Here is a 12,688-nt window from a genome sequence, read left to right on the forward strand (position 1 = left end):
CCGGTGGTATTGGTAGCAATAAAGCCGCGTACACCGAATCCACCGCCATCATTACGGCCTACAACCGCTCCGGCAATATCACTGGTGGTTAAACCCACTACAGCCTCTCCGCCACCTGTGTTCTGACCGAGCACACCCGCCGAAGTTTGGGCGGTGGTAATCCCGTTTATGGCCAAACCACTGCCACTTGTACTTCTCACCCCAATACCACTTCCTGATGTTGATGCATCGATTACCGTTCCATTACCTAGTGTGTTAACCGTTAATGCTACGTTTGCATTTGAATTGTTTAGAATAGAAACATTGGCAGCCGGACCGTTAACCGACGTCCCATATAAACCTGTTCCCGAATTGCTATTACCATATACACCATAACCTCCTGCGCTCGAGTTTCCATAAACACCCAAACCATTTGGGGTTACACCATAAACTCCCCAACCACTACCATTATGACTTCCCCAAACGCCGATACCCAGGCCACCTGTGCCATTATTGATACCGCGAAGGGCTGAAGAAAAACCACCTGGAGCAGTAGAACTTACAATTCCCCTTACTGCCGCTATGCTTGATGTTGTGGTATTATTTACGCCTTCAACTGATGTTCCATCACCATTGTTGGCAATCGAAAATAAGGTTGAAGCATTGTTTTCAGTTGTAACATATGGAAGAACAAAACCTCCGCCCGAAGCGTTTGCCGGAGCCCAATTGGTTCCGTTATATCTTAAAACCTGACCATTGGTAGGCGCGGTAGCCGCGATAGCAACATTCTGTAGCCCTTTTACAACCGGATTTGGATAATTACCGCTTAAATCACCGCCAGCTGCTCCGGTTAGTGAGCCTGCAGGGCCAACCGGACCTATTGGACCAGCGGGACCGGTTGCGCCAACCGGTCCTTGAGTTCCCTGTACACCTGCAGGACCAACCGGGCCTATAGCCCCTGTTGCACCTACTGGTCCTACGGCACCTTGTGCACCGGCCGGACCTATCGGTCCGATTGGTCCAGTTGCACCTGCCGGGCCCGTGGCACCTATTGGCCCCGCAGGACCAGTTGCGCCAGCAGGACCAACTAATCCTTGTGGACCGATCGGGCCTGCCGCTCCAGTTAACCCAATTGGGCCAGTTGCACCAGCAGGACCTACCGGACCTATTGCTCCAGTAGCACCTGTAGCTCCAGTTGCGCCTATCGGCCCCGCTGGTCCTGTAGCACCTGCAGGACCTACCAATCCCTGTGGACCGATTGGGCCTACCGCTCCGGTAGCTCCTATTGGTCCGGTTGCACCCGCGGGGCCTACAGGACCAATAGCTCCAGTTGCACCGGTTGGGCCAGCAGCACCAGTTGGTCCGGCTGGGCCTGTTGCACCTGCAGGACCGGGGTTACCCGAAGCTGCATATAAAGCAAAAGGTACACTCATTAATTGTGTGGCTCCCAAATCGGTAAAAGCACCACCGCCAATGGCCAGTTCTACTTTTAAATACTGATTTGCATTTTGCCAGGGCACGCCTGTTAAAGTTCCTGTTGATGGGCTTCCTTTTCCAATCTGTAAGGTAAAAAGGCCTAATGTGTTTGTAGTAAGGTCGTGTGTTTCCTGATATTGCACAGGGCCACTGGCACTTGCTCCAAGTATAGAAATCCTAACCCTTACGTTCTGTTTGGCAAGTACGGTTCCATCGTTATTGCGGGCAACTGCCTGATAGTTGATCCCTGTTAATCCGCTTTGGGCAAATATTTTTCCAAAAAAGATAAGGGTAACCGCAACTATGAGCGTAAACTTTTTCATGTTAAATAATTTAAGTAAAGAGGTAATAGATGTATATTTTTACTGTTTTGTGCTGCTTTCCTGCTGCATAGGAGGTTGTTTAACCTCTTTTTTTGGTTCGTTTTTATCAACTTTGATTTCCGACTCGGAAACTGTTTTGGTATTGCTTACTGCTTTGCTTTTTGCTGCAGAAAAAGATGACCGTTGTGTACTAGGCGTGTAATTCTGGAACAACCTTTGTTTGGTTGGTGTAGAAACATCCTGTTTTTTAACCGGAGCATCTTCTTTTGCTTTAATAGCAGAAATTTCAGCTTCTTTATGAGGAAACAAGGTTTTACTGGTCGAATTTTGAGCTTTTGCATTTGCGATACCAATAACGGTCAGTATCAACAGGAAGAATAATTTTTTCATTTTTTATAGCTTGTTTAGTACGGTTTAACAATTAATCAATGGCATAACTTAAGGTAAATTTGACGCCGTTCCGGAGTACGTAGCGCCGTGCGGTTGGGGCAACATAACTCATGTCGAACTGGAAAGGTTTTAGTTTTAAGCCAAGCCCAACCGAAACGTGTTGCCGGTTACCTTTTTCAGGATCTTCGTAAAAATATCCGGTACGGAGAAAAAACTGGTTCATGTAGGCAAACTCCATCCCCCCGGCAATTGTAAATTCTGAAATTTCTTCCCTGAAACCACCCGGGGCATCAAAAAGAGAGGTAAATAAAGCACTGGGCACACTACGGTAAGGATCTTTACCTTTTTCGATTTCATTTGTGGCGATTCCATTTGCATCACGTTTATACTGCGGTGGGGTAGGTACCATCAGTTTATTGATGTCGACCAAAAAGGTTAGGCTGTTGTTCGGATTTTTAAGCAGGGTATAACCGCCGCCAATGCGAAGGTTCATAGGTAAAAACGATTCGCCCCCTGGAGAAGAGGAATATTTAAGTTTGGTACCCACATTGGTTAAACTTACACCCCATGCATAACGCGAGTTGCTTAATGTTTTTTCCGAATACACACTGATGTCGGCTGCGTATGCATTTACAGCATTTACCTGTAAGCCATTAAACGTTCCGTTACCTAAATCGCTCCTGATAAAACGGCCCGTTAAGGCAATGGCCAGGTTATTTCCGAATTTTCTGGAATAGGTTCCGTCTATCGAGAATTCGTTGGCATTATACTGCTGTAAAAATGTCCCGTTTTCATCACGGAAATTAATGCTGCCCTGATCAAAATATCTTAAAGAAACAGCGAGAACCTCTTTTTCATTTAATTGGTGGTAAGCATTTAAGTTACCAAGGTGCATGTTTTTATCAATCTCTTTCATCCATGGCACATAAGAAACACTTATGCCTGTTTTATTGGCGAAAGATAGTTTTGCCCCGTTAACAAAATTGGAATTTGCATCACTGGTTAATCCGGTGCCGGCCTCTGCAACGCCCGAGTTGCGTGCATCAGGACTGATTAATAAAAAGGATGCACCAGTGGTTACCGTACTGTATTGATTTTGAAGCTGAGCCTTTGCACAACTGACCGAACAGAACAAAATCAGTGCAGCGTATGCAATTTTGGTAAGCGTTTTCATAAACGTTGTTTAGATGGTTAACAGTATTTTATTGGATAACAAGCTTTTCGGAAAATGTACGGTAGTTAACGTACAGTACCACATGGTACATCCCCGAAGCAAGTCCGTTTAATGGTATTACATATTCTATTTTACCGGCCAGGCTGGTAACCGAACTCGAATGAACAATCTGGCCGGCGTTATTAACCAGGTTAATGATCACTTTGCCATCAGTCAATAAATCGAAATCTACTTTTGTTTTTCCAACGGCAGGGTTAGGATAAACCCGCATGTTGCCAACTGCATTTGGAACAAAGTTCGAGGCTATAATTTCCGGCTGTTGAAAACCCTGGGTAAGCATTATGCCTGCACTTTGCAACGTTAAGGTTGCAACCTCGCCAACGGTAAACTGCACCAAAGTTGCGCCAACCTGTGCACTCGAACCTGTACTGGCTGCCACACTTCGGGTAAGCGTAGCCTGACCGTAAGATTTAAATAAAAAAAGAAAAGAAATGGATAATAGTAAAAATACCTTCTTCATAGAGCGTCAGAAATTTGATTAGTTATAGTTTGTAAGGTTTACCCTTTTGGCACAACCATACCTATCATCTTCCGTAAGGCTTAAATGATGAGTGTTAATGGATGACCACTACAAATTGACTGAAAGCAAACTATTATTTCAATACGCTTTTTACGGTATTTTTAAAATGAACACTAATGAACAGGTGTTATTGTAAACCAAGGAACGCCTTATTTTCTAAGGCATATTTAACAAGTAAGGCGGTATTATTTAAGTTTAGTTTGTGGAAAATGTTTTTACGGTGGGTATCTACGGTCCGTGTACTTAAGAAAAGCAGGTCGGCAATTTCTGCGTTGGTATTGCCATCAACAATCAGGCTCACAATTTCAAGTTCGCGCGAGGAAAGTAATTGTTTGTTTTTTTTATCAGCGCATTTACTGTTTGCCAAAAATTCGTCGAGGATGCTCTGGAGGTCTTCCGAAACATAATACCCGCCCTGCTGGATCATCTCGATGGCGTTAAACAGTTGTTTGTCGTCGGTATCCTTAAAAAGATAACCTTTGGCGCCTGCTTCGAGCATATTCAGTACATTTCTTTTGTCGTTAAGCATCGAAAGTATAATAACCTTTATTTCAGGATAGTCTGATTTAAGAATTTCGAGGGTCTGATAACCGTTTAAAAGCGGCATATTGATGTCCAGCAGGATTACATCCGGACATTCACTTTTAACAAGATCTATAACTTCCTGGCCGTTATTGGCTACAGAAATTATTTTAAAATCGTCTCTAACGGCAAAAATCAGCTTCAGTCCGTTAATTAAAACATTATGATCGTCGGCAATTAATATCTTAATCATTAGCTTTTGGTTTTAAAATTCTTTTCAGGTTAATCGAAATGGTAACTGCAACACCTTTTCCCTTTTCCGAATCCATATCCAGTTCGGCCCTTATAGCCTTCACAAGTGCTTCAATATTGAACAGGCCATAACCCCGCTTTACATTATTGTAATCGTAGCCCTTACCATCATCTTCATAAAGTACGATCAATCTTTCATTTCGGTTGATGATTACGATGTAGATGTTTTTAGCCTGGGCGTGTTTAATGGTATTGTTGATCAGCTCCTGGCATATCCGGTAAATGGCATATTCGGGTGTGCTTTTGAGTGCAACGGTAAAGCCCGAATGATCGAAATGGATTTTAATTATGCCGAGTTTATTAATACTTGCAATCAAATCTTCCATCGCCGTTACCAATCCATTTTCATCAAGGGTTTGGGGGCTAAGGCTAATAAGGGTGTTTCTGAGTACATTTACAGATGAATCGATATATTCGGTAGATAATCTACGCAGTTCGCCGCCATCGATCATTTTATTGATATCGCCTGCCAAAAGATAATGTTTCAGTGTTGATAATTTCAAACCCAGCTCATCATGCAGGTCGTCGGCGATTCTTTTTCTTTCGGCTTTCTGAAAGTTGAGGATTTGCCTTAACTGTAATACCTCCAGATATTTTACCCATCTTAGGTAAATATATAGGGCAATGAGTGAAATGATGGCTAAAGCAACTACACAGAAAACAATAAACCAGGTTTTCTGCCAAAAAGGAGCACCGATAAAAATCGATAAAACTGTTTTCTCCTTGCTGTAAACATCTGTTATTACAAGTTTAAATTTCCCAGAGGGCATGTTGGGGAACCTGATGCTGTTGCTCCCCGAAACACTTACTTTTTTGTTGTCATAACCGATCATCTGGTAAACTATTTTCCGCTGCGCAGGATCGATAAAATCCATTGTGCTGAAAGCAATAGTTATCGTATTTTCATCATGCTGAAGTTCTAAGTCGGTGGTGGTAATCGGATTGCCAATGCCCGGATGGATCTGATCGTTGATCAGGATTTCGGTGATCTGGGGCTTTGAATGACTGGTGTAAATATTCGATTTCGCAGGATCTATTACATTAATACCATTTATACCGCCGAAAGTCAATAAATGATTATTAAGTGCTATTGCGGCATTTGGATTAAAAACCATACTCTGCAAACCATCGCCAATGGTGTAACGGGTTTGGTTATTGTTTTTGGTATTGTAAAAGTAAAGGCCATTGTTGGAGCCTACCCAAAGATTTTTATTTTGATCAGCCAGTAAACTACTGCAATTGGCATCGATTAAAACCGATTTTTCAATGGTATTTGTAATAGGATTATATTTTAACAGACCCGAAGTAGTGGCCAGGTAAAGCGCATTACCAATAGTAATGCTTCCGTTGATACCATAAGGCGATTTTCCGATCTCCTTTTTAAAAATGAACCTCCCATCTTTCCAATCCGCAAGATATAAGGCCGTGTAGTACGATTGGATAATGGCCTTGCCACCAATGGTAGGCACAATGGTTTGGATATTTGGCCACGGTATTGCACGGTTTATGCCCTGGTCCATTTCGAAATAAAGCTCGTTTTTCTGTTTGAAAATTACTTTTGCTACACCATATTCAGTTGCCGCAAGCAGATCGGAACCAAATTTTAAAATCTGGTTAATCTGTACTTTTCCATTCAAGGTTTCAGAAAAAACTGCTTTTAACGGAGTAAAATTTTGCTTTTTAGTCTCGTAAATAAAGAAATTGCCGTTAGCAAGACCGGTTAAAATGTTGCCATTGTTCAGCTCAACCAATTGTGAGATGCCAAGTTTTAAAAATTCATGTTTTACAGGTTTGCTTAAATCCTGGTTATAAATGAGCAGGCCCGAAGTTTTTGTACCGCACCATAACTGGCCGTTTTTGGGTTTGATCATAATGCTGATGTCGTTTTCAAAATTCGGAGAAACGATATCGGTTTTCTCTATATAACGCGAAAAAATTACTTTGTTTAAGTTGGTGTAATCTAGTCCATAACCATTAATGCTTAAAAATAAATTCTGTTTTTTATCGATATAAATCTTACGGATATAATTGCCCAATAAACTGAAAGCGTCATCGGCCCGGTGCGTATATTCGGCAAAAAATTTTTTGTTCACCATATCAAATAAAAGCAGGCCATTGTTTCTGGTGCCGATAAAAAGCCAGGGTTTATCAGGATATTTTTCTAAAGCGGTTGTGGCAATGTTCTTACTTGTTTTATAAGTATTAAAGCGTTCGTATGTTTTGGTTTTGGTATTAAGTTTAATCAAACCCTTATCGCCGGCCAGCCAAAGTACACTGTCTGAAGCGATATAGACATCAGAAATATGACTGTTAAGGGCTTCGTTGTGGCTGTTCATAAAAAACTCCTGAACATGCTCTTCTTTTATATCATCGGTTTTATTAATGTATATACCCTTTACACCTCTGCTGATAAACCAATCGAGCTTATTATAAAAAGTGATGGGCGCAAACTGGTACCCGTTCGAATAGGTGGTAATATATTTGGTCGTACTGTCTTTACTGCTGTGTTTGTACACATTACCGGCCAGGTAAACCCAAAGGTCTTCCTGCTTATCTATATAAAAAGGAAATGAATAATAATTCTCATTCAGCTTAAGTCCTTTTTTAAAATTATAGGGTATAAAACTATCCTGTTTTCTGTTGTACTTAACCAAATTGCTTTGCGAACCGATAACGAGGTCGCCCTTTTTATCTTCAATAATATTGGTAATATAATTACCTGGGAAGGCTGTAGACCGGTTATTCTTTTTATAGGTAATACAGGTTTTCCCGTCAAAACGGTTTAATCCATTTTCGGTGCCCATCCATAAAAAACCATCCCTATCAACATGTAACGCCTGTACGGTCGGATCGCTTAAACCATCTTCGAGCGTGAGGTGTTTAAATAATAAAGTTGGTTTGGTTTGGGCAAAACCCGAAAGATGTATTAAAAAAAAACATAAAATACCGCATATCCTTTTTGGCAATCTGGAGCAGAAAGAGAGGTTAATGCAGCACATGGGACGTTAAAATGGGATGATTTGAGGTTTTAAAGATATAAAAATATAATATTTTGCCTTTGTTGTTCTTGATAATAAGTAGATTATGGCTTTTAACATGTTTATGTTACATAAAACACCATTAGGTTAAAAAAGCGTATATTTGTAGCGCTCAAAGGGGTGCTTTTTGATGATGTGATTTCTGTTACCATCAATTTGCTGAGAATACACCCATTTAGAGGCTTAAGGTAAAAGGCTTAAGGTAGAGGGTTTAACCTTACGCCTTTAACCCTACACTCTACACCTTCTAATGAACCTGATTCGGATAATGCCGACGTAGGAAGAGGTTACATCATATTGCTGTTTCGCCCTGAAAACAGTTTTCAAATTTATATTGTAAATGGATTTTCAGGATTGGTTCAGGCTTTTTCAAGAGCAGATTATACACACCTCGGTAATAGAATGGTTTGCGGTTGGCTTCGGGGTTACAGAGGTTTTATTGGCAAAAAAAAACAATATCTGGTTATACCCAACGGGCATCATTTCCATTCTGCTATCCATGTTTTTATTGCTGAATGTAAAGCTATATGCAGAAACACTGTTAAGTATTTATTACCTGGTAATGAGCGTATACGGCTGGGCAATCTGGAAAAAGAGAAAACAGGATGGCGAAAACCAGGTGTCGTGGTCAACTAACAGAGAGCTTACCACAGCGGTTTTAATTTCGGTTATTGGTTTTGGTATACTTTATCTGGTATTGAGGCATTATACCGATTCGGATGTGCCTTTGTTTGATGCCTTTGTTTCGGCTACCGCATGGGCAGGCATGTGGCTGCTGGCCAAGCGCAAAATCGAGAACTGGATATTCCTCAATATTTCCAACATTGTTGCCATTCCGTTGCTTTTTCACAAAAAACTTCCTTTAATGGCCTGTTTAACTACATTTTTGTTCACCGTGGCCATCTTTGGCTTTTTCGACTGGAAAAAGATCATTAATAAAAACAGGTTTAAACTGGCCCAATCGTAAATAACCATATCATCATGCAAGATACATTAACCATTACCTGGCAGGAAAAGGTAAAAACCTACGCGGCACTTTCGGAAGAAATGGGGAAACTCCATCCCGAAATCCTGGAACTGGCCTATCAGGAAAACTGGTTTAAACTTTTTGTACCCGAAGTTTATGGCGGACCGGGCAAAAAACTTCCTGAAATTTTAAGACTGGAAGAGGAGCTGGCAGAAGCTGATGGAAGCCTGGGCTGGACAGTTACCCTGTGTGCAGGGGCAGGCTGGTTTGCTGGCTTTTTAAATCCTGGATTGGCTGCCGAAATTTTTGCCGACCGTGAAGTTTGTTTCGCCGGGAGCGGGGCTGTAGGAGGTACTGCTATTAAAAAACAGAACGGATATCTGCTAAATGGCACATGGAATTATGCCAGCGGTGCTTTACACGCTACCATATTCACTGCGAATTGTAGGCTTAAAAACGAAAGTGGTGATGATATCCTGGATGAAAATGGAGAACCTGAAATCAGGTCGTTTATCTTAAAAAAAGAGGAAGTAAATCTTTTGCCAGGCTGGTCGTATTTTGGTTTAATTGCCACAGGGAGCCATGCTTTTGAAGTAAAAGACCTGAATATTCCCGAAAACCGGACTTTTAAAATCAACCGGGAGATCGAAGTGGCCGATCAGGGTTTCGATTATCCTTTTTTACAGCTTGCAGAAACAACCCTAACCGTAAATACTTTAGGTATGACCAATCATTTTATTAAACTGGTCGAAAATGCTTTTTATTTGCGTACCGGCTTAAAACGGTATACCGATGAACAGGTCTTGTTTTTTACTGGAGAACTCAATAATTGTAAACAGGAAACCCAAGGCCTCCGCACAACATTTTACAATACATTTGATCAATCATGGGATCAATTGATCAACAATGGGAAGATTAATGAAGATACCTTAACAGAGTTGAGTGCAATCAGTAGAAAACTTGCGCATGCATGCTGGAGAAACGCAGCCAAACTTTATCCTTATTGTGGTTTGGAAGCTGCCAAAAAAGAGTCGGAAATTAACCGTGTTTGGCGCGATATCCACACCGCAAGCCAGCATGCTTTACTTACCTTCCTGGTTTAATTATTCTAATAGCTCAGGTCTGATTTTATCTTTAAAATCTTTAACAAATTTGTTCAGTTTTGGCTGTATTACAAATGCGCAGTAAGGTTTTTCCTGGTTATCGCTAAAATAATTCTGATGATAATCTTCGGCCTCATAAAACTCCATTGCAGGCAAAATTTCGGTCACAATCGGCTTATCAAATACATTTTCGTTTGTTAAATCCTCTATTATCTTTTTTGCCTGTTCGTGCTGTTCCGCATTTTCGAAGAAAATTACCGATCGGTACTGTGTACCCATATCGTTCCCCTGCCTGTTTAAGGTGGTAGGGTTATGGGTTTTAAAAAATATGAGTAATAGCTCGGCAAAAGATATCACATTTTCATCAAAAGTGATCTGTACCACTTCTGCATGCCCGGTATCTCCATTACATATTTCCATATAAGTTGGATGTTTTAATTCTCCCCCCATATAGCCCGATGTAACCTGGCTTACTCCATTCAACGTTTGAAAAACGGCTTCGGTGCACCAAAAGCAGCCTCCGCCAAATGTTGCTGTTTGCATAATCCTACTTATATAAATATAAAATCTATACCAACTCTGTTAATCAAAACAAACGTTTTTTTTAATAATGAAGGTATGGTTAACGACAGTTTATTCCTGCAAGTTGTAAATGTTTGACTTACAGTAGATCAATATAGGATTTATAAGGAATACAGCAAACAAATAACGTTTTTCTGTTGAAAAAAAGGATAAAAAAATCCCCCGATTTTACATCGGGGGATTTCTCGTTTATTGATATTGGATATATATCGGTTTTGGTGTAAGCTTTAAAAGCTCTTCCGGCGTCATTAAACGCTTTGGCTCTTTTTTAAGGTCATTTTTATAGAACAGCTTAAAGCCCGTAAACTGTACCGGTTCTCCCTGCACAAAGTGGCGGTAGGTTCCCTTTTTCAGTTCTGGCTCGCCCCATCCATCCATGTGCACTACAACCTGTACTTCCGGACGGAGTTTAATACTTGCTGAGTTGGTAACCATTTTTTTTGTAAAACGGTGTAATACAAATACTTTTGGAGGCAGGTTATGTTTTTTAACAATATCGGCCAGGTATTGGGTAACATAATTTACATCGGCAGCATCGTAGGTTCCGATTTTTTTGCCTGGTAACGAACCATCTTTCATCGAAAATTCAGGATCGATACCTAAATGTACATAAGGTAGTTCCAGGTATTTTTCGATATGTGGTAATTCTGCTTTAATGGTACTCAATGCTACCTGAAGATCTAAAAACACAATGGTATTCGGTTGCATTTTAGCGATTGATAAAACAGAATCGATCTGTTTATTACCCATTCTGTTAATGTATTTTCCATCTTTACCGGGTGTTCCGCTTGCTACGGCAGCAATGTAGTGTAAACCTGGTTGTACAGGGGTAGTTGGATCGGCTTTTTCCCAATGTTTAACTTCTGCATTTAAGCGTTGCCACATTTCTTTAGGTGCATATTCGCCCAAAGCGCCCATTTTTTTCGAGTGCAGGTTTCCATAATAAACTACAATGCGTTTAAATGGTAAAATGGCTCCTGCTAATGGATATGGCTGTTTTTTTACCGGCCATTTTCCGGTGGTATCACCATTGGCCAGTTTTTTAACCAATGAGTCGTAAAGTTTCGGATCAACAGGTTTCATTACGTTTACTGTTGAATCTGTTTTCTTTTTAGTGGTATCAGATGAGAAAATTTTACCAACACCGCCGCCCTTACCATCCGAATTACAGTTGGCGAACAAGCTGATTGCGGCAAAACCAAGTATTAGGGTGCCTGCTAATTGAGGGAATTTCATAGATATATTAGATAATTAAAATTTAGTCTTTTTCCGGACCGATGAAAGTAGGGCGGAAATATGAAAGTTTAAAATAAAGTAATCAACATTTACACATTACAGAATTTACCAAAAACACCCAATGGTAATTTAATACCAGAGGTTGCCTGCAAATAAAGTTCTCCGGTTTCGAGGTTTTTAACCGAAGGGAATGAAGTGCGGATTAAATTTTCTACAATTACTGAAGAAAAACCAAGCGAATAGGTATTCAGGATCAGAAAATGTTCTTTTTCATCCAATAACTGTACTACATCCTGCATCATTTCCTGGATATGATCTTCCAGTTTCCATTTTTCGCCATTTGGCCCGTGGCCATAAGCTGGCGGATCTAAGATGATACCATTATATTTCTTGCCTCTTTTCAGTTCTTTCTTAACAAATTTCAGGGCATCTTCAACCATCCAGCGGGTATCTTTCAAACCCGAAAGTTCCTGGTTTTCATTTGCCCAGGTAACCACCTGTTTAATAGAATCAACGTGTGTAGTATCTGCACCGGCTGCATTTGCAATTAATGATGCTGCACCGGTATAAGCGAAAAGGTTTAAAACCTTTGGCTGTGGTGTTTTAAATTTCTTGATCGATGATGAGATAAAATCCCAGTTTACCGCCTGCTCAGGGAAAACACCAACATGTTTAAAAGAAGTTAAACCCAAACGGAGTTTAATGGCAACCTCATTGTTTTTGTATTCTACATGCCAGCGGTCGGGAATAGATTGATTTTTCTTAACCCACTCGCCCGAAGTAGCCGAACGGCCCCTAAAAGTAATGTTGGCCGTTTTTTTCCAGTCCTGCTCCGATGATGTTTTTTTCCATACGGCCTGCGGTTCAGGACGGATGAGGATTACGTTTCCAAAACGTTCTAATTTTTCAAAATCCCCGCAATCTATCAGTTCGTAATCTTTCCAGTGGGTTGGGGCAAGTAATTGTATCATTTATTGTTTGTGTAGTCCGTCATTGCGAGGTACGA

At 40.8% G+C, this 12,688-nt stretch carries 10 protein-coding genes and 1 pseudogene; 2 read left to right on the plus strand and 9 right to left on the minus strand.

The window, feature by feature from the left end:
• From B2V92_RS01960 to B2V92_RS01985, 6 genes and pseudogenes are all read right to left on the minus strand, one after another.
• Window positions 1-1,778 (minus strand): annotated as a pseudogene (locus tag B2V92_RS01960) (hypothetical protein); the annotation flags it as partial.
• A gap of 39 nt (window positions 1,779-1,817) precedes the next feature.
• Window positions 1,818-2,168, minus strand: a complete 351-nt coding sequence (locus B2V92_RS01965; protein ID WP_293304362.1) for a hypothetical protein — start codon at window positions 2,166-2,168, stop codon at window positions 1,818-1,820.
• A gap of 31 nt (window positions 2,169-2,199) precedes the next feature.
• On the minus strand, window positions 2,200-3,342 hold the full coding sequence (gene porV / locus B2V92_RS01970) for a type IX secretion system outer membrane channel protein PorV (protein WP_293304363.1): 1,143 nt from the start codon (window positions 3,340-3,342) through the stop codon (window positions 2,200-2,202).
• A gap of 28 nt (window positions 3,343-3,370) precedes the next feature.
• A complete protein-coding gene (locus B2V92_RS01975; RefSeq protein ID WP_293304364.1) occupies window positions 3,371-3,862 on the minus strand; it encodes a T9SS type A sorting domain-containing protein in 492 nt (163 codons plus the stop codon).
• A 187-nt stretch (window positions 3,863-4,049) separates the two neighbouring features.
• The gene (locus tag B2V92_RS01980) at window positions 4,050-4,697 is read right to left on the minus strand and encodes a response regulator (RefSeq protein ID WP_293304366.1); all 648 of its coding nucleotides are present in this window, start codon (window positions 4,695-4,697) and stop codon (window positions 4,050-4,052) included.
• Window positions 4,690-7,755 (minus strand): sensor histidine kinase, encoded by a 3,066-nt coding sequence (locus B2V92_RS01985; protein ID WP_293304368.1) that lies wholly within the window; start codon window positions 7,753-7,755, stop codon window positions 4,690-4,692. Before B2V92_RS01985 ends, B2V92_RS01980 begins: the two co-directional genes overlap by 8 nt.
• A gap of 379 nt (window positions 7,756-8,134) precedes the next feature.
• Between B2V92_RS01985 and pnuC the strand changes: the two genes are divergently transcribed.
• Window positions 8,135-8,761: a nicotinamide riboside transporter PnuC gene (gene pnuC, locus B2V92_RS01990; protein WP_293304370.1), complete on the plus strand. Its 627-nt coding sequence runs from the start codon at window positions 8,135-8,137 to the stop codon at window positions 8,759-8,761.
• A gap of 14 nt (window positions 8,762-8,775) precedes the next feature.
• Window positions 8,776-9,864, plus strand: coding sequence for an acyl-CoA dehydrogenase family protein (locus tag B2V92_RS01995; protein ID WP_293304372.1), 1,089 nt, complete (start codon window positions 8,776-8,778; stop codon window positions 9,862-9,864).
• Here the strand turns inward: B2V92_RS01995 and msrA are convergent, their stop codons facing one another.
• From msrA to B2V92_RS02010, 3 genes are all read right to left on the minus strand, one after another.
• Window positions 9,865-10,407, minus strand: coding sequence for a peptide-methionine (S)-S-oxide reductase MsrA (msrA, locus tag B2V92_RS02000; protein WP_293304374.1), 543 nt, complete (start codon window positions 10,405-10,407; stop codon window positions 9,865-9,867).
• Between the two features lie 228 nt (window positions 10,408-10,635).
• Window positions 10,636-11,682 (minus strand): hypothetical protein, encoded by a 1,047-nt coding sequence (locus B2V92_RS02005; protein WP_293304376.1) that lies wholly within the window; start codon window positions 11,680-11,682, stop codon window positions 10,636-10,638.
• An 89-nt stretch (window positions 11,683-11,771) separates the two neighbouring features.
• Window positions 11,772-12,653 (minus strand): class I SAM-dependent methyltransferase, encoded by an 882-nt coding sequence (locus B2V92_RS02010; protein WP_293304378.1) that lies wholly within the window; start codon window positions 12,651-12,653, stop codon window positions 11,772-11,774.
• Window positions 12,654-12,688: the final 35 nt, after the last annotated feature.

The organism is Pedobacter sp. UBA5917, from assembly GCF_002432345.1.
Taxonomy (GTDB): domain Bacteria; phylum Bacteroidota; class Bacteroidia; order Sphingobacteriales; family Sphingobacteriaceae; genus Pedobacter.